This is a genomic window from Aminiphilus circumscriptus DSM 16581 (genome assembly GCF_000526375.1).
Taxonomy (GTDB): domain Bacteria; phylum Synergistota; class Synergistia; order Synergistales; family Aminiphilaceae; genus Aminiphilus; species Aminiphilus circumscriptus.
Genome location: NZ_JAFY01000007.1, coordinates 979,045 through 1,005,332 on the forward strand (window position 1 = coordinate 979,045; position 26,288 = coordinate 1,005,332).

The 26,288-nt window shown below is 60.0% G+C and carries 22 protein-coding genes and 1 tRNA gene; 11 read left to right on the forward strand and 12 right to left on the reverse strand.

The annotated features are described in order from the left end of the window. Positions 1 to 197 precede the first annotated feature (197 nt). Positions 198 to 893 carry a hypothetical protein gene (locus K349_RS0115580; RefSeq protein WP_029166666.1) on the forward strand — a complete coding sequence of 232 codons (696 nt, stop codon included), beginning with the start codon at positions 198 to 200 and terminating at the stop codon, positions 891 to 893. 172 nt (positions 894 to 1,065) lie between these two features. Here the strand turns inward: K349_RS0115580 and K349_RS18935 are convergent, their stop codons facing one another. The 4 genes from K349_RS18935 to K349_RS0115605 all read right to left on the reverse strand — a co-directional run bounded on the left by K349_RS18935 (position 1,066) and on the right by K349_RS0115605 (position 6,814). Next, entirely contained in the window at positions 1,066 to 2,361 is a 1,296-nt protein-coding gene (locus K349_RS18935) for a ribonuclease H-like domain-containing protein (protein ID WP_169731369.1), read from the reverse strand. Further along, the gene (locus K349_RS0115590) at positions 2,358 to 4,631 is read right to left on the reverse strand and encodes a DEAD/DEAH box helicase (protein ID WP_029166668.1); all 2,274 of its coding nucleotides are present in this window, start codon (positions 4,629 to 4,631) and stop codon (positions 2,358 to 2,360) included. Before K349_RS0115590 ends, K349_RS18935 begins: the two co-directional genes overlap by 4 nt. Positions 4,632 to 4,693: 62 nt before the next feature. After that, positions 4,694 to 5,701, reverse strand: a complete 1,008-nt coding sequence (locus K349_RS18315) for a LysM peptidoglycan-binding domain-containing M23 family metallopeptidase (protein WP_245588096.1) — start codon at positions 5,699 to 5,701, stop codon at positions 4,694 to 4,696. 309 nt (positions 5,702 to 6,010) lie between these two features. Continuing rightward, positions 6,011 to 6,814, reverse strand: coding sequence for an LmeA family phospholipid-binding protein (locus K349_RS0115605; RefSeq protein WP_029166670.1), 804 nt, complete (start codon positions 6,812 to 6,814; stop codon positions 6,011 to 6,013). Between the two features lie 179 nt (positions 6,815 to 6,993). On the opposite strand from K349_RS0115605, the gene K349_RS0115610 reads away from it, so the two are divergent. Then, positions 6,994 to 8,352 carry an FAD-dependent oxidoreductase gene (locus tag K349_RS0115610; protein ID WP_029166671.1) on the forward strand — a complete coding sequence of 453 codons (1,359 nt, stop codon included), beginning with the start codon at positions 6,994 to 6,996 and terminating at the stop codon, positions 8,350 to 8,352. Between the two features lie 406 nt (positions 8,353 to 8,758). Here K349_RS0115610 and K349_RS0115620 read toward each other — a convergent pair. Then, a tRNA-Pro gene (locus K349_RS0115620) sits at positions 8,759 to 8,836 on the reverse strand. 433 nt (positions 8,837 to 9,269) lie between these two features. On the opposite strand from K349_RS0115620, the gene K349_RS0115625 reads away from it, so the two are divergent. From K349_RS0115625 to thiS, 3 genes are read left to right on the forward strand one after another with little or no spacing between them, the layout of a single operon-like run. Continuing rightward, on the forward strand, positions 9,270 to 9,656 hold the full coding sequence (locus K349_RS0115625) for a 4Fe-4S binding protein (RefSeq protein ID WP_029166672.1): 387 nt from the start codon (positions 9,270 to 9,272) through the stop codon (positions 9,654 to 9,656). Positions 9,657 to 9,691: 35 nt separating this feature from the next. After that, positions 9,692 to 11,872: an aldehyde ferredoxin oxidoreductase family protein gene (locus tag K349_RS0115630; protein ID WP_029166673.1), complete on the forward strand. Its 2,181-nt coding sequence runs from the start codon at positions 9,692 to 9,694 to the stop codon at positions 11,870 to 11,872. 42 nt (positions 11,873 to 11,914) lie between these two features. Beyond that, the gene (gene thiS, locus K349_RS0115635) at positions 11,915 to 12,112 is read left to right on the forward strand and encodes a sulfur carrier protein ThiS (protein WP_029166674.1); all 198 of its coding nucleotides are present in this window, start codon (positions 11,915 to 11,917) and stop codon (positions 12,110 to 12,112) included. 239 nt (positions 12,113 to 12,351) lie between these two features. Here thiS and K349_RS0115645 read toward each other — a convergent pair whose 3' ends face one another. After that, a complete protein-coding gene (locus tag K349_RS0115645; protein ID WP_157367418.1) occupies positions 12,352 to 12,936 on the reverse strand; it encodes a hypothetical protein in 585 nt (194 codons plus the stop codon). A gap of 263 nt (positions 12,937 to 13,199) precedes the next feature. Here K349_RS0115645 and K349_RS0115650 point away from each other — a divergent pair, with 263 nt between their 5' ends. The 3 genes from K349_RS0115650 (at position 13,200) to K349_RS0115660 (ending at position 16,330) form a co-directional block, all read left to right on the forward strand. Next, positions 13,200 to 13,760 carry an isochorismatase family protein gene (locus tag K349_RS0115650; RefSeq protein WP_029166677.1) on the forward strand — a complete coding sequence of 187 codons (561 nt, stop codon included), beginning with the start codon at positions 13,200 to 13,202 and terminating at the stop codon, positions 13,758 to 13,760. Between the two features lie 108 nt (positions 13,761 to 13,868). After that, entirely contained in the window at positions 13,869 to 15,053 is a 1,185-nt protein-coding gene (locus tag K349_RS0115655; protein ID WP_034265835.1) for an aminotransferase class I/II-fold pyridoxal phosphate-dependent enzyme, read from the forward strand. A 26-nt stretch (positions 15,054 to 15,079) separates the two neighbouring features. Beyond that, on the forward strand, positions 15,080 to 16,330 hold the full coding sequence (locus K349_RS0115660) for an NAD(P)-dependent malic enzyme (RefSeq protein WP_029166679.1): 1,251 nt from the start codon (positions 15,080 to 15,082) through the stop codon (positions 16,328 to 16,330). Positions 16,331 to 16,603: 273 nt separating this feature from the next. On the opposite strand, the gene K349_RS0115665 is transcribed toward K349_RS0115660, so the two are convergent. Genes K349_RS0115665 through K349_RS0115675 form a run of 4 tightly spaced genes read right to left on the reverse strand, consistent with a single transcriptional unit; the run spans position 16,604 to position 18,877 of the window. After that, positions 16,604 to 17,194, reverse strand: a complete 591-nt coding sequence (locus K349_RS0115665; protein ID WP_029166680.1) for a methyltransferase family protein — start codon at positions 17,192 to 17,194, stop codon at positions 16,604 to 16,606. Continuing rightward, on the reverse strand, positions 17,178 to 17,951 hold the full coding sequence (locus K349_RS17515) for a lysylphosphatidylglycerol synthase transmembrane domain-containing protein (RefSeq protein WP_245588078.1): 774 nt from the start codon (positions 17,949 to 17,951) through the stop codon (positions 17,178 to 17,180). Before K349_RS17515 ends, K349_RS0115665 begins: the two co-directional genes overlap by 17 nt. After that, the gene (locus tag K349_RS19810; protein ID WP_245588079.1) at positions 17,900 to 18,250 is read right to left on the reverse strand and encodes a hypothetical protein; all 351 of its coding nucleotides are present in this window, start codon (positions 18,248 to 18,250) and stop codon (positions 17,900 to 17,902) included. Before K349_RS19810 ends, K349_RS17515 begins: the two co-directional genes overlap by 52 nt. 27 nt (positions 18,251 to 18,277) lie before the next feature. Beyond that, entirely contained in the window at positions 18,278 to 18,877 is a 600-nt protein-coding gene (locus K349_RS0115675) for a hypothetical protein (RefSeq protein ID WP_029166681.1), read from the reverse strand. A 396-nt stretch (positions 18,878 to 19,273) separates the two neighbouring features. Here K349_RS0115675 and fliD point away from each other — a divergent pair, with 396 nt between their 5' ends. Next, a complete protein-coding gene (fliD, locus tag K349_RS17520; RefSeq protein WP_029166682.1) occupies positions 19,274 to 21,568 on the forward strand; it encodes a flagellar filament capping protein FliD in 2,295 nt (764 codons plus the stop codon). Between the two features lie 245 nt (positions 21,569 to 21,813). On the opposite strand, the gene K349_RS0115685 is transcribed toward fliD, so the two are convergent. Both K349_RS0115685 and K349_RS0115690 read right to left on the reverse strand, forming a co-directional pair. Further along, the gene (locus tag K349_RS0115685; RefSeq protein ID WP_029166683.1) at positions 21,814 to 22,518 is read right to left on the reverse strand and encodes a response regulator; all 705 of its coding nucleotides are present in this window, start codon (positions 22,516 to 22,518) and stop codon (positions 21,814 to 21,816) included. Next, positions 22,487 to 23,662, reverse strand: a complete 1,176-nt coding sequence (locus tag K349_RS0115690; protein WP_029166684.1) for a sensor histidine kinase — start codon at positions 23,660 to 23,662, stop codon at positions 22,487 to 22,489. Before K349_RS0115690 ends, K349_RS0115685 begins: the two co-directional genes overlap by 32 nt. A 144-nt stretch (positions 23,663 to 23,806) precedes the next feature. On the opposite strand from K349_RS0115690, the gene K349_RS0115695 reads away from it, so the two are divergent. Both K349_RS0115695 and K349_RS0115700 read left to right on the forward strand, forming a co-directional pair. Further along, positions 23,807 to 24,553 (forward strand): tRNA 2-thiocytidine biosynthesis TtcA family protein, encoded by a 747-nt coding sequence (locus tag K349_RS0115695; RefSeq protein ID WP_029166685.1) that lies wholly within the window; start codon positions 23,807 to 23,809, stop codon positions 24,551 to 24,553. A gap of 10 nt (positions 24,554 to 24,563) precedes the next feature. After that, positions 24,564 to 26,282 carry a PEP/pyruvate-binding domain-containing protein gene (locus K349_RS0115700; protein ID WP_029166686.1) on the forward strand — a complete coding sequence of 573 codons (1,719 nt, stop codon included), beginning with the start codon at positions 24,564 to 24,566 and terminating at the stop codon, positions 26,280 to 26,282. Positions 26,283 to 26,288 lie beyond the last annotated feature (6 nt).

The following is a 26,288-nucleotide window of genomic DNA, read 5'->3' on the forward strand; positions in this document are numbered from 1 at the left end:
CGCGCATTTTTCCTGCACGTTCCGGTTCGTCACCGCGGAAATTCCGGAGATAAAGTGTACGAGACGACGGTACGTCGCGCAAACTGCCGGAGTTCGTCGCTATTCGGCTCCGACATTCCCTCCGATGCTGATGCGGAGGCATTGCAAGACGGCTCTATACGGCTTCGGAGAGGAACTATTTCGAGGAGGGACCTTTCATGGGGGAACAACGTGGGAAATGGTACGGACAATGGATTGCCGGGCTGCTCGCCTTTGTACTCTGGAGCGTTCCCGGTGTGGCCAGGGCAGACATGTACCTCCGCAACCTCAAGGACTACGTGGATTTCTTCTCCGGAACAGGGGTGATCACCATAGGCGTCATGCCTGAAACCTACTCCAGGCTCATTGAGGACTCGGCCATGGTCGAAGACCTTCGTTACGCCTACCTCCTCGCCGACACGAACTACGACGCCTACGTGGATCCAAGATACCAGTGGTTCCTCATCAAGGGATACACCCCCTTCACCATAGGCATCGAGGACGGCCGGGGATGGACCACATTCTTCACGGACCACATGCTCGGGGCGATCCGCATCTACGATAGGACACTTCAGCGCTTCGTGCGCTTCCGCACCTTCGCGAGCAGCCGTGGCGTCTCGGACATCCGCATGATCTGCGACATCGAGGACGGCGGCCCCTACGACCTGGACGGCTATAAAGGAAACGGCATCGTTGAAGTGGCGGTGGTCATCGGGGCGGGCATCACCGAGGACTACGATTTCACGGATTCCCTCCTTGGCGGATGTGCCATTTCGGGCGAAAAAACGGACAGGAGCATGCCACTCCTGCTCCTGTTCTCCGGGCTGCCACTCCTGGCAGCAACCTGCGCCCTCCGGCGGAAGAGGGCGAACTGAGGAGACCCGCAAGAACACCTGCGGAAAAAGGAAGAGCGGAGGGAGGCACGTCCTGTGGGCTTGAAGATGTACTCCGAAAACGCAGGAGGAGCGTCTGAGAACGCTCCTCCTGCGTTTTCGGAAAAACACGCCCAAGAGGGGAAAGACTGCGTCAGAAAACCTTCGAGGAGACTCAGCGCTCCTGTTGCAGCCCTTGTTGCGCCACCCGGCGCCGAAGACGCTCCACGCGCTTGCGTAGATCCATCCGCTGCCTCTCCCAAAGCGGCCCTGGAAGATAAGCCCGATGGCCGAGGAAAAGTCGCAGCGCCTCTTCCGCGAAGACGAGCGCCTTGTCCACGTCCCGAAGCCGATGTTCCCAGATCTTCGACAGCTCGACGAGCGGCACCAGAGAAAGACCGCCGCCCGACAGCGACGCCCTCCAGAATTCCTCCGCAGCGGGCCATTCCTTGCGGCGCGCCGCCGCCTGGGCAAGACAGCGAAATGCCTCGCTCCGCTGCGTCGGATCCTCCCCGGCCTTCCTCCAGAAGTGCGACGCCTTTCCCATCTCTCCCGCCAGGGCCCAGAGTCTGCCCGCACGCAGACAGTCCCTCGCCTCCGCTCCTCCTCCGGAGACAATGCGACCAAGCAGAGACTGGAGCGCCGCAAGAGAGAGGATGTCCCAGCGGTTGTGCAGAAACACCCCGTCGAGCATCGCCGCATTTCCACTGCGGAGGTAGGTCCCATAGAGTTCCGGAACGAGAGCCCCCGGCACGTCCTTCTCTCCCCGGACAAACCGGAGAACATGTTTCTCCACCTCGACGAGGCGGAAGGACTCCAGATCACCCTTCCAGACGCCCCGGGAAAGACGCAGGAGATCGAGATGGGGCAGCTCTTCGAGAAACGAGGTGCGCCGCGCGAGGGCAAAGCGCGTCTGCAGCAGGGGCACGTCATAGGCGCGGCCATTGTAGGAGACGAGGGATGTTCCCTCCGCAAGCAGTTCCTCGAGCATCTCCAGCCACTCCGACTCGAAGGCGGGAGACGCGAGAAAAAGTTGGCGCACCACGAAATCGTCCTCTTCGAGGCGTCCCACTCCCGCGAGAAACGCGTACGTTCCCGTTCCGCCCGCGAGCCCGGTGGTCTCCAGGTCGAAGAAGACCGGAGCGCTTCCTCCACCCCAGCAGGAAAGAGCGACGCCGCTCTCCCCGAGGCCCCTCAGGAGAACCGTCCCATGGGGCTCTTCGAGAGAGTGACGGGATTCCACCAGATAGACACCGCGGCGGAGCCACTTCCCCTCGGGCAATCCCCGCACCCCGAGGAACTCTCCGACCGCAGCCCCCTTCTCCCGGCGATGCGGGGAAACGGCGTCGGGCGTCCCGTTTTGCCCCCGCTCTTCCCCTGGCTCTCCGTATGCCCGGTCCTGTCGCTGCTCCCTCTTCCGTTCCGGAGCGGGACCGAAAAACCGCTCCAGGCGGTTCCGGAGGTCGCTCATGCGGAGGAACGCCCCAGCATTCCCAGAAGCTCCCGCACCGACGCCTTCACATTTTCCGATTCTCCGGAAAAGATGCCGATGCATCCGGGGCATCCCCTCTCGCAGGGACATCCCGCGAGAGCCTCCTTCGCGGCGCGGATCAGATGCCCCCGCATGGTGAAGGCCGTCTCGGCGAGACCAACGCCCCCGGGAACGTTATCCACCAGATAGATCGCTCCCCGTTCCCAGTGGGGATCCCGCACGTGGCTGTGCACGGAGATGTCCGTGCGGTCGCACATGAGAAAGAGCGGCGCCGTGCTCCGCAAGAGATGAGCCGTTCCCGCCAGGACACTGCTGCGGAGATCGTCGCTCCATCCCGAGGGCAGTACGTCCTCTCCGAAAAGAAGCCACATGCCCGTGGTGTGCATCTGCTCCTCCCCCAGGTGCACATATCCGTAACCCACGTTCTCGTGGGTGCCGAGGCGGATTTTCTTATAGACCGTCGGGCGGGAGGCGAGGAGCACCTCTCCCCATCCCCAGCTCCCCGCAGAATCGAACACGTCGAGCAGCTGCAGGCGCACCGCCATGTCCGCATCGGTGTAGTAGTCCGCATCCACGCGTTTCACGAGGCAGCGCATTCCCTCCTGGTCGAGTTCCATCACCTGATAGGGCTGACCGGCGTGGAAATAGACCGCCTCGGGATGGATGAGCATGGGTGCGCTCGGGCGATCCACCTCTCCCAGGACCACCGGACGTTCCGGATGCGTCACGTCAAGGATGACGTAGTTTTCACTGGTGGCGCTCCGGAGCGACACGTTCTCCGCGGGAAAGGAGGCCTCCTGCCAGAAATAGCGCCCCTCCGCAGAATGGAGCACTCCCTGTTCCTCCAGGTAGTTCAGCACATCCCCCGTCTCGGCGGTGCCCAGGTTCTCCCCTTGGGCGAAGGGTTTCTCGAAGGCGGCGCACTTCACGTGGTTCACCAGGATGTAGAGATTGTCCGGGTTGATGCGGGCATGTTCTGGTGACGCGTTGAAAAGATAGTCCGGCTGGTTCGCCAGAAACTGATCCAGCGGAAAGGAGGACGCCACAAGGATCGCCGCGGAGAGCCCGCTCCGCCGCCCGGCCCTGCCCATCTGCTGCCATGCCGCAGCGATACCTCCGGGGTAACCGTGCAGAAGCGCCAGTGACAGAGAGCCAATATCGACGCCCAGTTCCAACGCGTTGGTGCTCACCACACCAAGGATGGTGCCGTCCCGGAGTCCCTTCTCGATGGTCCGCCGCTCCGAGGGAAGATAGCCGCCGCGGTATCCCGCCACGATATCGGGAGATCCGCCGCACGCGACGAGACCCTGTCTGATGTAGGTGAGCAGAAGCTCCACGTTGATGCGGCTCCGGGTGAAGACAATGGTGGGAATGTGGCTCGCGAGGGCCTCCGCGGCGATGCGGGACGCCTCGAGGAGCGCCGAGCGGCGGATGCCCAACTGACGGTTCACGAGCGGAGGGTTGTAGACCAGAACATGCTTTTCTCCCCGGGGCGCCCCGTTCTCCGCAACGAGCGTCACGGGCTCTTCAAGGAGCGCCTCAGCGAGCTCGCCGGGGTTGCGGATCGTGGCGGAACAGCAGATGAACACCGGCTTCGAGCCGTAGAAGGCGCAAATCCGCTTCAGGCGCCGCAGGATGTTCGCCAGATGAGATCCGAAGACGCCCCGATAGGTATGAAGCTCGTCGAGCACCACGTACCGGAGGTTCTCGAAGAGCTTCACCCATTTCGTATGGTGAGGAAGGATACCCGTGTGAAGCATGTCGGGATTGGTGATCACCACGTGTCCCGCTGTGCGGATCTTCTGCCGCGCCGCCGAGGGCGTGTCCCCGTCGTAGGTGAAGGTGCGGATGTCCGCACCGGTCTTCTCGATCAGGGCATAGAGCTCCGCCATCTGATCCTGACTCAGGGCCTTGGTGGGAAAGAGATAGAGCGCCCTTGCGGCGGGATCCTCGAGAATGCCCTGCACAACCGGAATGGTGTAGCACAGGCTCTTTCCCGAGGCGGTAGGCGTCACCACCGCCACGTTCCTTCCGGAACGGGCGAGCTCCACCGCCCTCTGTTGATGGGTGAAAAGCGACGTCACGCCGCGCTCCGCGAGCGCCGCCACGAGACGCGGGTCCAGGGAATCGAACGGAGCCGTCACGGCCTGCCGGGGAGGAAGCACCCGATGGACCGCCACCTCCCCCGGAAGCTCCTTCTCCACCCAGCGCAACAGTTCTTCCAAGGTCTTCTTCCGTCGGGAAAGCATACGTTTCTCCTCGATCTTGATCGCGTCCCTGAAACCGAAAGTCAACTGTCGTACCGCCCGGTTCAGCGGCTCGGCAAAAAGTCCGCCGGATCCTTGACCTTTCCGTTCACAATGACGCGGAAATGCAGATGGAAACCCGTCGTACGCCCCGTCCGCCCCACGGTGGCGATCTTCTGCCCCTGACGGACCGTATCGCCCTTGCGGACGAGAATCTCCTGACAGTGGCTGTACGACGTGAGCACACCGCCTCCATGGTCGACGGTGACGGTTTTTCCATAACCGCCATGGCTCCCCGTGCGAATGACCGTCCCGTCCCGTGCAGCGAAGATGGGCGTCCCTCGGGGAGAGCGGATGTCCATGCCGTCGTGGAAATATTTCTTTCCGTTGCGCCCCCGGCGCCAGCCGAAGGGCGAACTGACCTCGCCGCCGTCAAGGGGCCAGGCATAGGTCGTCCTCCGGCGCCGCTCCAGTTCCAGGCCGTCGCGATCCACACCCCAACTCGGAGCGAGAGGGCGCAGCACCGACGGTGAAGGAAGCGCCGCCTCCCGGGGCAACCGAGAGGAGATTGCTCTCGCGGAAATGAGCCGTCCCTCCTCGTCCCGGTCGCCCCGGCCCTCGGCGCTGACAGACGTTTCTTCGCCGTCCGGGGCTTTGCGCCGCGAGCGAACCTCCGCCAAGGTCGCTGGAATGTCCACCTGTGTTTTCGGAACGAGCACCAGATCCCCCTCGCCGAGGGAGACACCGTCCGTCAGCTCGTTGGCGCGGAGAATCGCCCGAGCATCCACACCATACCGGGCACCCAGGCTCTCAAGGCTGTCGCCGGAACAGACCTCGTGCTCAATCCAAGGAAACTCCGCCGCCTCCGCCGTCTCGACAACGCGGAGCACATCACCTCGGAAGAAAGAAACGGAACCATCGAGAAAGTTCAGAGGAGAAAAGAAAACGCTTCCCAGCAGAACGCAGAGAAAAAGAGTACCTCGAAAAGGCCGTGCACGGCGTTCGTCAGCGGAATCCCCGCCTCCGACACCTCTGGTGCTTTTTCCGAAAGAGTGCATTTCCCGGCTTCGCATTTTCACACAGTACCGCCTCCCTCGCAGAAGAGTCCAAGAACTGTCGAACCATTGTCGAAAACCCGACGAAAAACACGCCTCGCCCAAAAGCTCCGCGAAAAATGTCACACCGCGTCACCAACCATCCACAACGGTCGTTTCATCTTCGTGGACACCGGGGAAGCCGTGAGGACAGCGCACATCCGCCCCCGGACCGGCACGTTTCGGTCTCCTTCCGTGGGCGAAAAAGGCGAATTCCTTTCTATTTTCTCCGGGGGCCGGCGCCTCGATGTCCCGGCGGCACCCTCTCACCCTGGGGCTCGGGTTTTCCTATTCCCCGTAGGTGTAAACGACGCCCTCGAAGCGCTGGGGCAACACCCTTCCGGCGAGGTGTACCTTCTCGTCGTCCATGACAAGCGTATCCAGACGCACGGGAAAGAGAAAGCGCCCCAGGTCGAGAATGGGTTGAAGCTGTGCCACCGCCCTGTCGGCAAGGAAATCCGGTACATCCACCCGATTGAGCTTGAAACTGTACTCCTCGAGCCAGATCTGCTTCCCCTCGCGGATGCCCAGCTTTCCCCGAAGTTCGATGAGAATGTCCAGGGAGAAGAGAAACTTCACGTGGTAATATCCCCTCGCATAGAGCCCTTCAGGGCTGAAATCGAGGGACAGTTTCTTCCAGTTCGCGTCGTCCTCGCCGATCTGCTTTCTGATAAGATCGTCGTTGATGTCTTTTTCCGTGATGGCCGCTTCCGTGTAGGCCCTCAGGACACTCCGCACCTCGATGGGCGTCTCCGTCTCCCGGGTCCATTCCTCCACGGGGTTGCACTGCACATCCAGAGCCTCCACCCGCATGTACTCCACCCGCACACCACCGATCCGAGGCCCCTGCATGTCGAGATAGAGGCGGCGGATTCTTCCCGTCGCATCCGGCTCCTCATCGACGATCATGGTGAGCTTTTCCGGAGTGAGTTCTCTGAGAAAATTCTCGAAGAGAATCCTGGAGGCGGGGCGGACTTCCTCCGCGGCGGAGATCCGGGAGACTTCTTCGGCAAAGACGGCTGCGGCACCCGCGAGACCCAGGGCTGCCAGAACGAACAGCATGACGACGGTACGGCTTCGTCCTCGGAACACGGACACTCCTCCTTCTCCACACGACACTGGGGGTGAGGAAACCTTTGTCATTATACATGACGGAGACACCCCTTCCTCCGCCAAGATACCCACCTCGCTCCGAAATGACGTAGAATGGTTCCACCGTCTTTTCACCGGAACAAACCGGCGGAAGCGGACCCCGAGGGAGGTGTGTCTCCATGGCAAGGCAGCGGCTCGTCGTGGTAGGAGGCAATGCGGCGGGGATGTCCGCGGCATCGCAGGTACGGCGCCTGCGCAAGGATATGGATATTGTGGTCTTCGAACGGGGACCGCACACGTCCTATGCCGCATGCGGCATTCCCTCCTACATCGGAGGCCTCGTCGCCGACGACCGGCGTCTCATCGCGAGATCCCCCAGGGAATTCCAGGAAGAGCACGACATCGACGCAAGAGTCCTGACGGAGGTGGAAGCCCTTGACCTCGACCGCCGCACGGTGCGGTTTCGTTCCGTCCCCACCGGCGAGCCGGGCGAGCTCGCCTTCGACGCCCTTCTCCTCGCCACGGGAACAGAACCGATCCTCCCCGATGTCCCCGGAAAAGAGAATCGGGGGATCTTCATCGTCAACACCCTCGAAAACGCCTTGCGCCTCAAGCGTTTTCTCGAGGAGACGCGTCCGCGGCGGGCGGTCGTCGTCGGAAGCGGCTACATCGGCCTGGAAATGGCCGAGGCGCTCCGATGTCACCTCGGGATGGAGGTGACCGTGGTGGAACGGGCCCCCCAGGTCATGAAGACCCTGGATCCGGACATGGCGGATTCCGTGGCGAAAGCGTTGGGAAAAACGGGAATACGTCTTTTTCTCGGAGAATCACTGACGGGGTTTGAATCGGAGGGAACCCGCGTCGGCGCGGTGGTCACGGACCGCCGGCTCCTTCAGACCGACCTGGTGATCCTCGCCCTAGGAGTCCGCCCCAACTCGAAACTGGCGGCGGAAGCGGGCATCCCCCTCGGGGTGCGAAACGCCATCCGCGCCGACGAGCGGATGCGCACTCTCCTTCCGGGTGTCTGGGCCGCGGGGGACTGCGCGGAGGTGCGGCATCTCGTGAGCGGCAGGCCCACCCACATCGCCCTGGGGACCATCGCGAACAAGACGGGCCGCGTGGCGGGCATCTCCATCGCCGGAGGCGACGCCACCTTCCCCGGCACGGTAGGCACCGCCGTCTGCCGCATCTGCTCCTGCGAGATCGGGCGCACGGGACTTTCCGAAGAGGAGGCGACCTCACTGAAGCTCCCCGTCGCGACAGCCACCATCTCGGCGGAGACGAAGGCCTCCTATTATCCGGACGCGGAGCCCGTAACGGTGAAACTCCTCGCGGAGAAGGGAACGGGAAAACTACTCGGAGGACAGATCACGGGAGGAGCCGGCGCGGCAAAACGCATCGACGTCGTGGCCACGGCACTCTCCGCGGGATTGACCGTACAGGCCATGGTCGATCTCGACCTTGCCTACTCGCCTCCCTTCTCCCCCGTCTGGGATCCAGTCCAGGTGGCGGCACGACAGCTCGAAAAACTCGTGTGATCCTTTCGCTTTCTCCTGGAGTCTCCTCCGGCGCCTGGAAAACACTGCTTCGGAGCGAGGAGACAAGACATTTCTGCTTCTATGAAGAGAAGAGGAAGAGGCGAAAAACAACGGAATGAAGTGGGGGTAAAGAAGAGCCTTCGCGGCGTCGAGCGAGACGGTGCAGGCGAACGGGAAGGAGCGAACGAATACGAAGCGCCATGTCCCCGGGAGCGTTTTCCCACGCACAACCCCCGAGACATTCCGAACACAAAGCGCCGTTGCGGCGAAGAGCCCAAGAAAGGCGGAACAAGGACCGCACGAAACACACCGAACGGGGAGAATTCCAACCGCTTCGCGGTGAAAATCCTCCCCGTTCGAAACCTCTTCGAGGCGGGCAAGCCGCTCTCGTTTCGCCATCTCAAGTTGGTCGGGGCGAGAGGATTTGAACCTCCGGCCTCCTAGTCCCGAACCAGGCGCGCTAGCCAGGCTGCGCTACGCCCCGAGCCGGAGGCATTGTAACACCGAAGAACGCGGAGCGTCAATGATCCTCTGCGGGAGCACCGCCCCAAGACAGCGAGACATTCCCTGTTCCGACACAACCTCTTCCCTCGTGGTTTTTCTTTCTGTGCGTCCGTCCTTTTATCCCGGGGAAAAGAGCGCAAGCCTCCCCTGTTGTGATGGACTCTTTCTTCCGAAACCAGCCGCCGCATGGACACCACAAAAAATCCGAACTACACAAGAATACCGCTCCTTTTCTCGCAACGTTCACATATGCGCGGACGATTCCCCTTGTCTCTTGCACCACGGCATGCAATCTTGTACTATGTAGGGAAGATTTTGCGGAGAAGTATGTTGCACACAGTGCGCATACGAGAGCAAAAGCAGGTGGAAGACGAGTAGAAGAGGCATTGCCATGTCTCAAAGGGGGGTTTCTTTTGCGGTGGCTGAAGACGTATGCGGAGAAATGCGTCAATTGCGGAGAGTGCATAAAGGTCTGTTCCACCACGTATTTCAAGAAGGATGATCCAAAGCTCGCCCGGATCAAAGTGACGGAGAAGGACGGGAAACAGCACCTTAACGTCTGCAACCAGTGCGGCACGTGCATGGCTGTCTGCCCCACGGAAGCGCTCTATCGCGACAAGAACGGCGTGGTTCAGGTGGACAAGAAGAAATGCACATCCTGTCTTATGTGCGTCGGTTTCTGCCCGACCCTGAGCATGTTCTTCGAGGCATCCGTCCAGACGGAACCGTTCAAGTGCATCGCCTGCGGTCTCTGCGCGAAGAAATGCCCCGCCGGAGCCCTCGAACTGGTGAACGAGTGATCGCTCGGGGATTGAAGAAGGAGGGACACGGAAATATGGAAAAGATGAACCTTCTCAAGGAATGGTCCTACACCCCGACGCGAATCGATCGGGGATATACGCGCAAGACACTCTACCTCAACGTTGGAACGCCGGAAATGCGCATCAAGGACGTTTCCGACGAGATGATCGCCAAATTCACGGGCGGACGCGGCTTCGACCTAAAACTCCTCTGGGACGCCGTCACGGAGGACACCAAGTGGAACGATCCTGAGAACGAATGGGTTGTGGCGGGTGGCCCCCTCTGCGGTATCACTCAGTATCCCGGGTCTGGCAAGTCCTATTCGGCCTTCATCTCGCCCCTTTCGGAGCAGAGCTACGACAGCAATTCCGGCGGCTATTTCGGCCCCCTGCTCAAGTTCTCCGGCTTCGACGCACTCGAAATTCAGGGCAAGGCCGACCGGGACATCATCGTCTACATCGACGGCGACGAGGGAAAAATCCAGATCTTCGAATCCCCCCTCAGGGACGTCAACGCCTACACCGTCAGTGAGACACTCCACGACTACTTCGCCAAGGACGAGGCGGACAAGCGGAATATCTCCGTCATCTGCATGGGCAAGGCCGCGGAGACAACCTTCCTCGGCTGCGTCAACGCCAGTTTCTACGACGTGCGGCGAAAGGCTCCCCGCCTGAAGCAGTACGGGCGCGGCGGCGGCGGCACGGTTCTCCGGGACAAGAAGATTGTCGCTCTGGTCGTAAAGTACAGCAACGTCAAGGGGACGGAGAATAACCCCGTGGACATGGACGTTCTACAGAAAGTAGGCGTAAAGCTCCACAAAGAAATCCACGATTTCGACGACGTACAGTGCAAGATGCGCAGCATCGGCACCGCCCACCTGAACGAGATCATGGACGAATACAACATCCTCCCCACACACAACTTCAAGTTCGGTCAGCATCCCGTCGACCCCGAGGGGAACCGCGCCCGCATCCATTCCGAGAAATACAAAGCCCTCTTCACCCAGAACATGCCCGACGGATGCTGGTATGGCTGTTCCCTGGCCTGCGCAAAAGCCGTGGACGGTTTCGAACTCAAGACCGGCCCCCTGAAGGGACAAAAGGTCATCGTGGACGGTCCTGAGTACGAGACTGCCGCGGGACTTGGCAGCAACGTGGGTGTCTACGATCCGGAGTGGACTGTCGAGGCGAATTTCTACGCCGACCATTACGCCATGGACACCATCTCCCTGGGGACCTCCCTCGCCTTCGTCTGCGAGTGCTTCGAACTGGGGTTCCTGGACACGAAGAAGACCAACGGACTCGATCTTCACTTCGGCAACAAGGACGCCTTGATGGAACTCATTCATCGCATGGCCGAAGGCAAGGACGATTTCGCCCTCGCCGTGGGCAAGGGAAGCCGCAAGATGAAGTCCATCTTCGCCGAGAAGTACGGCGCACCCAGAGAGATCATGGAGAAAATCGCCATGGAAGGGCAGGGCATCGAGACCTCCCAGTACATGTGCAAGGAATCCATCGCCCAGTGGGGCGGCTATTTCCTCACCCTCAAAGGACCGCAGCACGACGAGGCGTGGCTCATCTTCATGGACATGGTGAACAAGCAGATCCCTTCCTTCGAGGACAAGGCCGAGGCGCTCCACTACTTCCCCAACTTTCGCACCTGGTTCTCCCTGGCAGGACTCTGCAAGCTCCCCTGGAACGACATCGAGCCCGAGGATAACCATACCAGGTACAAGCCTCAGGAAGCGGCCCGTGTTCCCGAACACGTGCAGAACTACGTGGACATCTTCAACGCCGTCACAGGGCAGAGCATCACGAAGGAAGACCTCATCTCCATGTCCGAGCGGGTCTACAACTTCCAGCGCCTCTTCCAGGTTCGCATGCAGAAAGGGAATGCCGTGCACAATATTCCCGATCGCGCTCTCGCTCCGGTTTTCCCGGACGAATGGGACGCCCGGAAGGAGTATCATGACGCCAAGCTCCTCGAGGAGACGGGCATCGATCCGGAGGGACTCTCCACGGAAGAGAAGATCAAGAAACTCCAGGAACACCGCCGCGGTGTGTGGCAGGTGCTGAAGGACACGGTTTACAAACGGCGCGGCTGGAACAAGAAGGGCATTCCCACGCTGGCGAAACTCAAGGAACTCGGCATGGATCTGCCCGAGCTCGTTGCCATCGTGGAGAAATACAGCACACCCGAGGACGACTACTGTTAGACCAGTATTTTCCACGGAAAAAGCGAGGAGAGTGAACCCCCGATGATCACCGTGAACGGAGACACTTTCCCCTGGCGCCCGCATCTGACGGTACAGGATGTCATTGCGGAAAAGCGGTTTACGTTCCCCATGCTCGCCGTGTGGATCGACGACGTACCGATCCCGAGGGATCGCTTCGCCGAGACGCTTATCCAGGACGGCTCCAGAGTACAGATCATTCACATGATCAGCGGCGGGTGATTTCGTCCGCGTAGAAACTCTGCGGTGACTGAGGTTCCCTTCGGGGAACCTCTTTTTTGCATTCCCGCAGCGCTCTCTGAACCGCTGCGAAGATTTCCGCCACCTCAGAACAAACGTAAAGAGTGAAGGGGGCCTCACGGCCCCCTTCTTTTGTCTCCACTCCGGTCTTTCTCAACGACGCTTCCACAAAAACGGGAGGCTCCGCCGCAGCATCGCTTCCGGGCGAAACCGCTCTCCCGTCAGGAACCCGCGTCCTCGCCGGTCGTCCCTCGGGAATGATTCTGCGGAGAGCGTCCTTCTCCTCGCCAGGGGAAATATCCTTTTTCCCGGACCGTACCACCCAAGGGAATTTCGGTCCACCCCCAGGGCGTCACCAGGAGGAAACGGACGTGAATGCCCATCTCGTACAGCACCGTCACGTGCTGAAGATAGCGAAGCGCATCTCCGACAATCCAGTTGTCGCAGACTACCCAGACACGTTTGCAGGCATCCCTGGCGAAAAGAGCCGCGTGATCGACGGCGATGCGAAGCCCCTCGTCCACGTCAATCGGTCCGATGGCGATCACTACCGCCTCGGACCGCTTCTTGTGCGCCGGTGCGGGAAGCAGATCCGCATAGGCACTCACCCATTCGAGCTGCCCCATGAGATTCTCCGGATCCCCCTGAAAACGTCGTTCCCCGAGTCCCGTAAAGTCGTCCTCGTTAGGAACGATCTCCTGACTGGACAGGACGGCGACCATCCAGTCCTGTACCTGATCCAGCATTGTGGCAATGTATTCGGGATGCCCCTCCTCCATGGCACGGAGCACATCACCGACAGTCATTCTCTCCCTTTCTTCTTCCTTTTCGGAACGATTGCGAAGCATATTCCTCACCTCCCACCACTGAGCCGATAACAGCCCGAAAGAGCATAACACAGGAATTCGGACAGCGCCACCGCGCCGGAAATTCGTACATTTTCGGATTTCTTTGGGCAAAACAACGCGGTCGAATCTATACTATAATGGAACGCATTCTCGGAGGAAGACGACACCCCAAGTATTCGGGGGGGGACACTCCCCCTCGCCGCCAAGGAGGGATTTCAGCCGTGAAACCATGCGTGTTCACTCCCGAAAAAACCATGTTCCTTCTCATAGACGTGCAGGAGAAGCTCTTTCCTGCCATTGCAAACGGCGAAACGCTCCGAGGGAGCCTTCATCGCCTCGCCGAGGCGATGAAGCACCTGTCCATTCCCACACTCCTCACCGAACAATACCCCAAAGGATTGGGAGACACTCTTCCGACGCTGAAGGCCATCGTCACCTCCGCCACCTCTCACCGCACCTTCGAGAAAACCAGTTTCTCCTGCTGCGGCGAAGAAGGATTTCTGGAGCTGCTGGACTCGATGAACCGCCCCCAAATCGTCCTCTGCGGCATCGAGACCCATATTTGCGTTCTTTCCACCACCATGGAACTCCTGGAGCGGGGGTTCGATGTGGCCGTCGCCGCGGACGCGACGGGGAGCAGAAATCCCGAACATCACCAGCTCGCGCTCGACGCGATGCGCCAGTGCGGCGCCCTCGTCGTTCCCGTGGAGACCATCGTCTACCAACTCGTGGGTAAATCCGGAACAGACCTGTTCAAGCGGATCCTGCCTCTGTTCAAGTAATCTCCTCCGTGTGGAGAACCGCCACACCGCACGAACACTCAGACACGACAAAAAACGCCTCAACACAACAAAGTCAAAGTCACGAAAAAAGAAAGTGAGAGAACGGAAATGACCTACATCGCCCAACGAGCCAGGCAAGGGAACGAAGGCATCTTCAGCATGATCAACAGATGCTGCTCGGAAAAAAGAGCGCGGAACGAAACGGTAATCAATCTCGGCGAGGGCAGTCCGAACAGAACACCGGCTCCGCCGATCCTTCAGGAGATCGTGGCCGCCTGCCGGCAGGATGAAGCCTACCGCTATCCTTTCATTCTCGCCGACCTTCCGAAAGCCATCAGCGATTGGTACGCCGAACGGTTCGGCGTGGACGCGGACCCCTGCCGGGAGATTCTTCCCCTTTGGGGAACCCAGGAGGGGCTCGCCCATCTGCCGCTTGCCCTCATGGAGCACGGTGACTCCTGTATTCTTCCGGACCCGGGATACCCCATCTACCACTATCTGCCCACTCTCGTGGATGGAACGGGACACGCTCTTCCTCTCCGGAAAGAGCGGGGATTTCTTCCCGACTTTTCCGACGTCACCTCCGATGTCGCCCGGAATGCGCGATTTCTGCTGCTCAATTTTCCGAACAACCCTCTCGGCGTCGTCGCTTCTCTGGAGGTTCTGGAAGAGGCCGTGGCGTTCTGCAGAGCCCATGACATCGTCCTGGTCTACGACAATGCCTACAGCGAACTCACCTTCGACGGCGAGAGCGCACCGAGCATCCTGCAAGTCCCCGGGGCGAAGGACGTGGCCGTGGAATTCAACTCCGTATCCAAAACGTTCAACCTCGCAGGCATCCGCCTCGGCTATATTCTCGGCAACGCCGACGTGGTCGGTGCGCTGACCAGACTCAAGGGCAACATGGACTTCGGCCTTTTCCATCCTACCCAGCGCGCGGCCATCTGCGCCCTCACCCACCCCGACAGGGACACCATCATCGCCGGTGTCCGGACCATGTATCAGGAGCGAAGAAATGCCTTCGTGGAGGGTGCCGCTTCCCTGGGGTGGAACGTGACCCCTCCCCGGGGGAGTATGTTCATCTGGACGAACGTTCCCGGAGGAGGCGACGATGTGGCATTCGCTCGTTTCTGCATCGAGCGGGCGAGCGTCGCAGTCGTTCCCGGCAGCGCTTTCGGCTTCAACGGAAAAGGGTTCATCCGCATCGCCCTGACCCAGGAAGTCCCCGTCCTGAAGCAGGCCGCCCGACAGATCGGCCAGGTCCTTGCGGAATGGTGTTCCACACATCACTAAAAGTACGTTCATAAGGAGGATCACTCATGCCCCTCGACCGCATGCGCTCTCTGGAATTGCACAGAAAAGCAAAAGGAAAGATCAAGATCTACCCTACGATCAACATTCATTCGGAGGAAGACCTCGCCCTCGCCTATGTGCCGGGAAGCGTCGCCCCCGCATTGGCTATCCAGGAAAACGTCGAGAAATGCTTTGAATACACCGGAAAAGGCAACCGTGTGGCAGTCATTTCCGACGGCACGGCCATCCTCGGCCTTGGCGACGTGGGCCCCGAGGCAGGCATGCCCGTCATCGAGGGGAAATGCCTGCTCTTCAAGCTTTTCGGCGACGTGAACGCCATTCCGCTTTGCGTCAACTCGCCCAGAAACGCGGAGGATATTGTCCACCTGGCCATGATGCTCGCTCCAAACTTCGGAGGCATCAACATCGAGGACATCTCCAGCCCGAATACGTTCACCGTGGTCCGGGAACTGCAGAACCGGCTCGACATTCCCGTCTTCTGCGATGACCAGCAGGGAACCGCCGTGGTGGTCCTCGCGGGACTGTGGAACGCACTGGAGATCGTCGACAAAAGGCTGTCCGAGATCTCCATTGTTATCTGCGGCTCCGGCGCGGCGGGCATCGCCACCGCAGAACTACTTTTCACCGCTGGCGCAAAAAACATCACCGTGCTGAACAGCCGAGGTATTCTCGGACCGGATAACCCGAACATGAACCACATCCAGGAAGAACTCTCGAAAAAAACAAATCCCGAGGGAAGAAAGGGAGGTATCGAGGCAGCTCTCAGAGGGGCGGATGTCCTCATCGGCGCCTCCCGGGGCGGAGTCATTTCCCAGGAAGCGGTGTCCTCCATGAACAACCGGAGCATCGTCTTCGCCCTCGCGCTCCCGGAGCCGGAAATCGACGTCGAGGCCGCCCGAGCCGCCGGAGCCGCCGTCGTGGCAACGGGACTTTTGAGGGAAAACGCCAATCCGATGCTCAACCTTCACGCTTTTCCGGGCATCATGCGGGGAGCCCTGGACGTGCGGGCCACTACCTTCACCCCCGGCATGTTTCTCGCCGCCGCGGAAACCCTGGCGACGGCGGTGGATCGCAGGCGACTTACTCCACAGCACATTCTTCCGAACGTCTTCTCCGACGAAGTGGCTCCACGCATCGCCGAAGCGGTGGCCCAAACAGCGGTACGAGAGGGTGTCGCCGCAAATCCGCTCCCGGCGGGTACCGTGTACAACGAGACGTGGCAACGTCTTTTTGCCCATGTGATGGGAGCGATCTGACCCGAATTCCCGACGAACCGCCGGGGAAGGAAAGACCGCTCCTACCCCTATTCCGGCACGAATCGCCTCCGCGTGATGCCCCGACGAGCACCGATTCCGCGCCGAATCGAGAACAAAGGAACTTTTCCGGCTTGGATTGTCAAGTCAAACGCAACGGAGGTGGAGCCAGCTCCCGATAGACCTCAGCCGGAGTGCGCCATCCGAGGCACTTTCGTGGTCTGTTGTTGAGGAGCGATGCGATTCCGCCTGAATGCCCGACGGAGATCGAAGACGTTACCACCAGAGACGCGAGAGGATGAGAGCGCTCCCTAGGACAGTGACATACAGAGAATGGCGCTCGCTCCGCCAGAGAACGGAGACATCGAACGTTCCCTGCAGCTCTTCCCGGGAAGGGATTCGCTTCGGCAGGAGCATGCCCGTTTTTGCCCGATACGCCGCAAAAGCGACGCCGAAACGGTCCTCCAAAAAACACTCCTCGTGAGGGATGATCAACAAAATGTAGAGTAGGGAAAAAAGGAGGAGGAAAAAGACAACGCCAACATGGGTGTTGCCTGCGAGTGCCCACCCGAGGCCGATCAGGCCGTTGCCCAAATACAGCGGGTTCCTGACAAAGGCAAAGGGCCCCCATGTGACCAGCCGCTCCGCACCCACTTTTTCTCCGCGGTAGCGGACAATGCACCCTACCCCCCAAAAGCGGAGCATCTGCCCAAAAAACACAAGAACCAGCCCCGCCAAAAGACTTGGGAGCGTGGGGCGAGCCAGGCCGAGCAAAACCATGTAGGCAAGACTCCACGCTCCGCCGCGAAGGCGAAACGCTAACGCTCCGAGGGACGCACGCACAGAGACGTCACTGGGCTTCCGCATTCTCTTCGCTTGTCTCCTCTTTTTCCCGCGTGCTTTCGTTCAGGATTTTCTCGGTGATGCCCCAGCCCAGGAACTTGACCGCCACGATACCTCCCATAAAGATCGCCAGGTATTCCGTGTAGAAACGCCAGGAAATCGCCATGACACCCGCCAGGTTCAACGGCACAAGCAATTTGAAGATTGCCGCACCCCCGCCTTCCGCAACACCGCTCGCCCCAGGCGTGGGAACAAAATAGAGCACGAACATGAAAAGCGCCTGCACCATGAGAGCTTCGAAGTAATGCACGGGAAGCCTCACTGCCCAGATGAGGCAGGGCAGCACGGAGAAGAGGCAGAGAAGGTGCAGACAGGAGAAAACGATGCCGAGAATGAAGTGGGGCAGCCCACCGAAGAAGAACAGGCGGAAGTTCTCGCGGTAATTGTCGATCTCCTTGTAGATGCGCCGGACGATGGAGAGATTGTACCGCTTCTTGAGGAAGCCCAGGCGGTTGAGAACGAGGGTGACCCAACTGCCGAGGCGCTTGATGACCTTCGGATAGAGAATACTGCAGATCACCAGCACCCACGAACAGATCACAAAAAAGAGAACCCAGGTGAACACGCCCTTGATAAAAATCCGTCCCCTGAAAAACTCGGGGCGCAAGATCAGCGCCAGAGGAGCGAAGAACCCCAGCAGGAAAAGAGTGATCAGAGTCCTCGTGAGCGTTATGGCCACGCATTTCCCGATGGGAACACCTCTCTTGTAGAGCACGTACATTTGGAAGGGCCCCCGCCGCCCTGCATGGGCGTGATGGCGGAACCGAAATAATTGAGCCACGTGAGCGAGAGTCCCAGTTTGAGAGGAACCCGCTCCCCCGCCGCCTTGGCGAAGCAACAGAATCGCAGTGTATCACAGCTCCACGCCACGAGAACCACCGCCAGGGCAAGGAGGAGGCCTTCCTTCTTCGCCCCGAGGAGAAGGTGGAGAGTCGTTCTGTCCGCCGTGGCAAAAAGCACGGCAGCGCTCATCGCCGCCGTCAGCCCCAGAAAGAGGGCAATCCCCTTCCGTACGGTCACCGAAGGAAATCCCTTTCTTCCGCCATGCTATTGCACACGATTCCCCACAAGTTGAGACATGGAGTCGACGTAAGTCCCCATGTGCGTCACCACCGGAAGTAGCTCCTCCCGAATCTTGTAGGCCGTTTCAAAATAGCGCCCCTCTTCGAGGGCAGTCACGACAGCCTGAAGCGTGCGTGCAAGGGTATTCCTCGACGCGGCGAAATCCCCGTCGCCAATCTCCCCTTCTTCGATGCCGGAAAGCATGCGGGTGTTCTCGAGAACCTTGAACAGCCATTCCACTCCCTCCGACGCTTGATGGAGCAGCGTGAGTGCCTCCTGGGGTTTTTCGGCTTCGAACCTGTCGGCAATGGCGCCAAGTCCGCCTACGAGCGCGGGAACATAATGTTTCGCCTGTTCCAGAGAATCCCGCAGAAGTTCCCGAAGTGATTCGGTCCGAATACGCACTTCGTTGCCACCCGAAAGAGACGCGAACGCTTCCTGGTCAAGAAGTTCCCCGTCGACCCGAACCTCACAGGGAACACGTCCCTCGCGGCCGATCCGCTGGGCGATCTCTCTCCAGAGCGCGTCCTTTTCTTCGGGGAACGTCTGCTCCGTCCACTCCTGGTCATCCACGTAGATTCGCAAAGCCACCCCTCCTCAGACGACACCGCCCTCGAACTTCCGTTCGTTCCTGCACGATACATCATGAAACAGGCGGTCTGTTCCGCGCACCGCATGTCCCATGATGACATGCGGACTATTCTACCACAAGGAACCGAAAACCCTTGTCCGCGAGACAAACACTTCCTCTCGGGGAAACGGCCGAGGCTTTTCACCGATGTCTGCACCGGGAATACGCGTGCATGCCCGAAATAACGAGAGTTTGCGAACGGAACGACATCGGGAAAACGACATGAAAAACGCCCGCGCCCGAATCAAGAGCCGACCCGCCGTAACCGATACAAGGGATGATAGGGGGTATTCCGGCCTCCCCCATGAGAAAAAACATCGACGAGGCCGTTTCCGGGGAGGGACAACACGATGGCAGATTACAAAGAACCGCTCTTTTCCATCCCAGGAGTCAGCTCGGGCATCAGTTGGGGAGACATGATCGACAAGATCATGGAAAAAGCGCGCAAACCCGTGGAACTCTGGGAGACTCAGCAGGACACCCTGCGCCTCAAGGTGAAACTCTACGAGGAGTTTTCCGCCGTTCTGAAGGGTACACGGAACGCTCTCACGATCCTGAAGCAGCCTTCCACGTACAAGATGAAGCTGGCGGAAATCACGTCGCTCACTCCGGGCGTGTCGAACTCGTCCATCCTCACCGCCACGGCCAGCACAGAGGCCTACATCGGCAGGTGGAACATCGAAGTGCTCCAGAAAGCCGTGGCGGAGACCCGTATCGGCACGCGCTTCGACAGCGCCTCCAAGGCGCTCGGCCTGACGGGAACCTTCTCCATCCGCGTGGGGGACAAGGTGGCGGAGATCAGCGTCGCTGCGTCGGACAGCTTGCGGACGATCAACCAGATGATCGCCCGGGCCACCGATTCGGCGAGCGGAGCGAGCGTGGGTGTCACCTCAAAGCTTATCGACAACCGCCTCGTCCTCTCCAGCGCAGAGAGCGGCACGAACACGACTCTCATTACGGAAGGGAAACTCACCCGGAGCAGCTCCGGCAGTGTAGACGAGATTCCTTTCCGGACATCCGGTGGCGCCTTTCCCGATATCCTTAAACTCCAATACGGCGCTGTCACGTACCAATCCGGCACAGACTTCACCTATAACCAGTCCACAGGGAAGATCACCTGGCTCGTTGGGGGAAACACTCCTCCCGCAGGCGTCGAGTATGACGTCACGTATTCCGGAACGGAAAATATCACTAAAGCCGCCACGAACACCCTGACGCTCCCATCCTCTGGAATTTTTCCGTCGTCCATCTCCATCACCAACGGTTCCACTACTTATGAGGAGGGAACCGACTATACGTACAACGCCGGAACGGGAGAGATCACCTGGATCGCCGGCCCGGCGGACGGAACCGCCCTCACGGTGACTCTGGGCAACCCGAAGGTGGACCAGAACGTTTTCTTCCTGGAGCCCGGCACGGGGGACGACATCATCGCCGCCCTCGGCCTCAACCTCAACGACGCCGACCACTACACCGCCGCCCAGAACGCGGAACTTCTCGTCGAAGGGGTCCGGGTGACCCGTTCCAGCAACACCATCGACGATCTCATCGGCGGCGTCACCCTCAACCTGCAGGGACCGGGAAAAGTTACACTGGACGTGGTGTCGGACATGGAAAAGGCCGTCAAATCCATCGAGGAATTCGTCGCGGCCTACAACGACGCCATGGAGTGGATCAACGTCCGCCTCTCCGAGGAGTCCGCGGTGAACAGCCTCGCCAAGGATGATCCCAAGCGGAGCGACGATTTCTACAAGAAATTCGGCCTTCTCCACGGCGATTCCCTGCTCTGGCAGACCAAGTCCCAGCTCCGCCGTCTCGTGACGGACCCGTTGAACATCCTGGGCCCGTTGAAGCAGCTCTCCCAGATCGGCATCTCCACCGAAAAGACGGATTACGGCAAAAGCGGCAAGCTGGTCTTCGACAAGGAGGCCTTCATGGCCGCGGCCACGCCGGGCTCCCTGCCTTTCATGGATCAGTGGATGACAGATGCCCTGGGCAGCTCCACCACGCCGCTCAATCAACTGAAGACGGACTTCACCGGAGGCGACTTCCTCATCGGCGTCGGCGGAAAGCAGGCCCGAATCACCGTCAAGGCCACGGACACCCTGGCGGACGTCAACGCCAAGATCAACCTCGCCAAGGACGAGGCGTCCGGCAATCGCATCAGCGCCAGGAGCACCATCATCGACAACGTGCTCTCCATCGCGAGCACGGACATCGATGCGAACATCACCCTCCAGGATCCGGACGGTGTCCTGAAGAAGCTCGGCATCGACGTGTCGAATCCCCTGGACGCGACGCACCACGTCCAGGACACGTCTGCCTATGTGGGTAACCTGCTCACCGCCGCCATGACCAACCTGGACACCTACTTCGGCAACCTCGTGGACAGCTCCCAGATCGCCGTCGGCTCCGCCGTCACCATCAAGGGACGCGTTGCCAGCCAGATCAGCCATCTGAACTCGCAGATCACCAACATTGACAACCGCATCAGCAGATTCGAACAACAGCTTTCCATCAAACAGCGCGGTCTCTTCGACCAGTACAGCCAGATGGAGGTAACCCTGGCAAAGCTCAACCAGCAATATTCCTGGCTGGCAAGCACACTGGGGGCACTCACGGGAAACCAACAGGCCGCGAGCTGATCCTGCTCCACAGTGCAGACCGGCGGCATCCCCTCTGCAGACGAGGGAGTGTCTCCTCCTTTTCCGTCATCCGCCGATACGACCCGAAAACGAAGGCGGTCCCCCTTGCGAGCGATATGCCGCTCCAAAGGGGGACCGCCTTTTTCCCACAGCGGAAGAGGCAAGGTGCACTCCCTCTCTTCCGAAAACGCTTCTGGAGATATCCTCGCAGGACAAGGCTCCGTCGGGGGACAGCGGTGCCCGTTCTATTCCTCTCCTCCCGCATGGGCCTCCCTTGCAACGGCAAAGGCTCTCGGGTCCGCCTGGGCGAGCCCGAGCTTCCAGGCCAGCACCGCCGCCTGGGTTCTGTCACGAAGATCGAGCTTCCGGAGAACGTGGCTCACATGATTTTTGACGGTCTTCTCGGAAAGAACCATCCGATTCGCCACATCCTGGTTGCTCATTCCCTGGGAGACCCAATAGAGCACTTCCTTCTCCTTGGGAGTCAGATCGGCGAGGATGTCCGCCTCCTCTCGCCGGGCATGAAAGGACGTGAGAAGTCGCCCCGCCACTTTCTGGTCCACGTAGGGCTCGCCCCTGGCGACGGAGCGGACCGCCGAGAGCAGCTCCATCATTCCCGAGGACTTGAGCACATATCCGTGCACACCCACCGCCGAGAGGGAACGGAGATATTCCTCGTCGTCATGGGCGGTGATGGCCACGAATTTGGGATCCTTCTTCATCTCCTGGACGCTGCGGAGTTCCCGGACCACGTCGATACCGCTCAACTTGGGCATGGAGACGTCCAGAAGCACGATGTCGGGCTGCACGTCCCGGATGACGCGCACCGCCTCAATACCGTCACCTGCTTCGCCGACGATTTCGAGATCTGGCTCGAGTTCCAGGAGACGGCGCATACCATCACGAAAAAGCCTGTGATCATCGGCAAGCACTATGCGGATTTTTTCCATCGTCGTTCCCCCCCCACAGCGGCAGCTCCACAGTCACCTTCGTTCCCCGTTCCGGCTCGCTTTCGATCCGGAACGTGCCTCCCGCAAGGCGGGCACGTTCCTGCATGTTCTCGAGACCATAGCATTCGCGGTTCCGGACCTTTCCGAGAACCGCCTCCACATCGAAGCCACAGCCGTCGTCGACGATCTTGAGGCGCAAAACATCATTTCCGACGCTGCAGGAAACAGCAATGTTTCGTGCTCTTCCCTTGAGCACCGCGTTCGACACCGCCTCCTGGACAATCCGGAATGCATTGGCCGCGATGAGCTGGCCGACGCGGGCATCGTTTCCTTCCATGCGGAGCACACAGGAAACGGCATAACGCCCCTTCACCTGATCGGTGAATCGCTGCAGGACAACCCGCAGGCCTTCCCCGATGCCGACGGGGCGCAATTGCCACAGGAGCGTTCTCATGTCTCCCAGGGACTCTCCCAGCGTGTTCCTCGCCTTCGCCAGTTCTTCCGCCGCACGGCTCTTCTCGCCGAGATCCTCAAGGCGCTGGGCCATCTCGAGTAGGAGAAGCACCCCGGAAAACTGCTGCGCCGGACCATCGTGAATGTCCCTGGCGAGGCGCAGGCGATCCCGTTCGACGAACTGCAGCGCGAGCATGAGGGATTTTGCGTCCAGGCTCTGCGTGACATCCTGCATATCCTCCATGCGGGAATGGATGATCTCCATGGCGACACGGATCTTCTGGATCATCTCCACGCTCCGGTGAAGGATGCTCTCCATGTGCTTCACATCTCGCTGCAATTCCTCCCGGCGAGCGCGGAGCATCCGTTCCCGCTCCTCGAAACTTCCCTTGAGCCGCATGAGCCGCTCCGCTTCGTCGTAGGCATTCCGCTGCCGCTCTTCATCTTTGCGGACGGCCGCCTCGGCGAGACGGTTTCTCGCCATGCGGTACGCCGCGTTCGCCTCGTCATTGGCCTTGATCACGTCCTCAATGTCCCGCTGCACCCTGTCCAGGTCCTGGAGCAACTCCTGATAGCGTGTCAGCGATTCCTCGTGAATCATACTCACGCTCTCTATGCTATAGTTCAAGGACTTATCGACATGATCGAGAACTTCCTGTAATTTATGACTCAGCACTTCCTGCTCCGCCAAGAAAGCACCTCCTCCGGTCTGCCGCATCCTTGCCGACCGGATCTAGTATAGGTCTCAAGTCTCATGGACACAACCACGCTTCTTTTTGTGAGGTGGAACCACGTGCCGACATGCGCTCCCACTCCGGCGGAGGCGATCCACTCCTTGGAAACCCCGAAGGAGGAACCGCATCTTTCGCAGAAGATCCGCTCCCTGGTCGGACAGGCCGTCGCGACCCACTCCATGATTTCCGAGGGAGACCGTATTCTCGTCGGCCTCTCCGGGGGAAAGGACAGCCTGATCCTTCTGCTGGCCCTCCATCATCTGCGGCAACGGAGCCCCGTCTCCTTCTCGCTCAAAGCCTGCACCGTCAACCCGACGGGCGAGGTCCTGGACACAGGCGCACTTGCATCGCTCTGCAAAAGGCTTGAGATCCCCTTCCGCCTCGTCGAACACGATATCTTCGGCATCATCCGCACCAGGGAGGAGCGTTCCCCCTGCAGCTTCTGCGCCCATCTTCGCCGGGGCTTGCTTAACACCGCAGCCAGGGAGGAAGCGTGTAATCTTCTGGCCCTCGGTCACCATCTGGACGATGTGGTAGAGACGGTCTTCCTGAACCTTCTGGAAGGAGGACGATTCCGTTGCTTCAAACCGAAGCTGTGGCACAGCAGGACGGGCATCACGGTCATCCGCCCCCTTGTCTTCGTGGAGGAAGCGCGCATCGCCCGGGAGGTGCTGCGCCTCGGCCTGAACCCTCTCGACATGAGCTGCCCCTTCGCCGGGAAGAGCCGCCGGGCCGGAGTGAAAAAGCTTGTGGAACGTCTCTGCGGCGAACAGCCCTCTCTGCGCAGCAACATCCTTCATGCCCTGACGCACTTTCAGGCGAACGACATGTGGACACAGAACGACTAAGGAGGAAATCATGACGAGCGCGGAATCCTTCAACAGATTCGACCCCAAACCCTTCTACCGGCAGCGCGGGTGGCTCATCGGAGATGGCGCGGTGGGAGGCAAGGCCCGCGGGCTTGCCTTTGCCCACGCCGCTCTGGAAGGAGCGGAGGAGGTACGATCGCTCGTCGGATTTCCCGAGCTGACCTACGTTGTCTCCACGGAAATCTTCGACGAGTTCCTGGCCATGAACAACCTGAGGGAACTCGTCGATCAAAGCGACGACTACAACGACATCCTCGAACAGTTCGAGAACGCACTTCTTCCTCCGGCACTCGCTCCCGTGCTTGCCGCCATCTCCGAGCGCATCCCCGTTCCCATTGCCGTGCGTTCTTCCTCCATTCTCGAGGACGACACGATTCTTTCCTTCGCAGGGAAATACGCCACGCGCTTTTTCGGCAACACCGGTTCTCCCGAGTATCGGCTCAAACGCATCGAGCGTGCGATCAAACAAGTCTTCGCCTCCACCTTCAATCCTTCGGCACGGGAATACCAGAGGAAACATGGCATCGAACCGCATCGCGAAAAAATGGCCGTCCTCATTCAGCCCATCGTCGGCAGGCGCCGCGGTTCCTGGTACTATCCCGAATTCGCCGCCACGGCCTACTCCAAGGTCTTCCGGCGCCCTTCCCCCAGAATCAACAAGGACGACGGAGTGATGCGCGTCTGTTTCGGCCTCGGAACACGCACGGTGGACCGCGTTTTCGCCCGGACGTTCTACCTGACGAACCCGAATCTCCGCGCAGAAGGAAATCGTCCGGGCGATATTTTCGCTCATTCCCAGGAAGAGTTCGACTACGTGGATCTGGAACACGGTTTTTTCCTCACGGGGCGCGTGGAATTCGCCTTGGCGGAAATCATGAAACATCACAAGTTCGCTCCGGCGTTCATCGAATGGTACGACGGGAATATGTTCCACTGGCTGCACACGGACATCAGAGGCATGGACACTCCGCGCCCGGCCTTCACCTTCGCGGATTTTCCCAGGCGCTGCGGCGCTCTTTTCAGGACTACCCGCCGTCTTCTCGCCCTCTTCGAGCAGGAAATGGGATTGCCTGCGGACATGGAGATGGTCTACGAATCGGATCCGGGAGAACTCACCCTGGTCCAGCTCCGCCCACTTTCAACGTTCGAGGACCTGGGGCGCGTCGTCATCCCCCCCTACATTCCGGAAAATCATCTCATTCTCCGGGGAAATCGCATGGTCGCCAACGGCCTTCTGCGGCACGTCAGCCATCTCGTGTACGTGGATCCAGACATCTACGGACAACAGGCGGACTTCTACGAAGTCGCTCGGGGAATTGGTGCGATCAACGCGAAACTCGAGGGAGAGCGCTACATTCTTGTCGGCCCCGGCCGATGGGGAAGCACAAATCCGGCACTCGGCGTTCCCACGCTCTACAACGAAATCTCCAACTGCGGATGCCTTGTGGAGTTGGGAATTCCCAGTCGCGGCATGACTCCGGAGCTTTCCTACGGAACACACTTCTTCCTTGATCTTGACGTGGACAACATTCTCTATCTCCCCGTCTTCGACGGAGCGAGCGGCAACATCTACGCGAAAACATGGTTCGATACGGCTCCCTACGCGCTGGGGGATCATCCGTCCATTCGCATCTACAAGGGAAATTTCGACGTCTTTCTCGACGGCGAGGAGGAGATCGGCGTCATCATCGAAAATCCCTCGCCATGAGCGGGA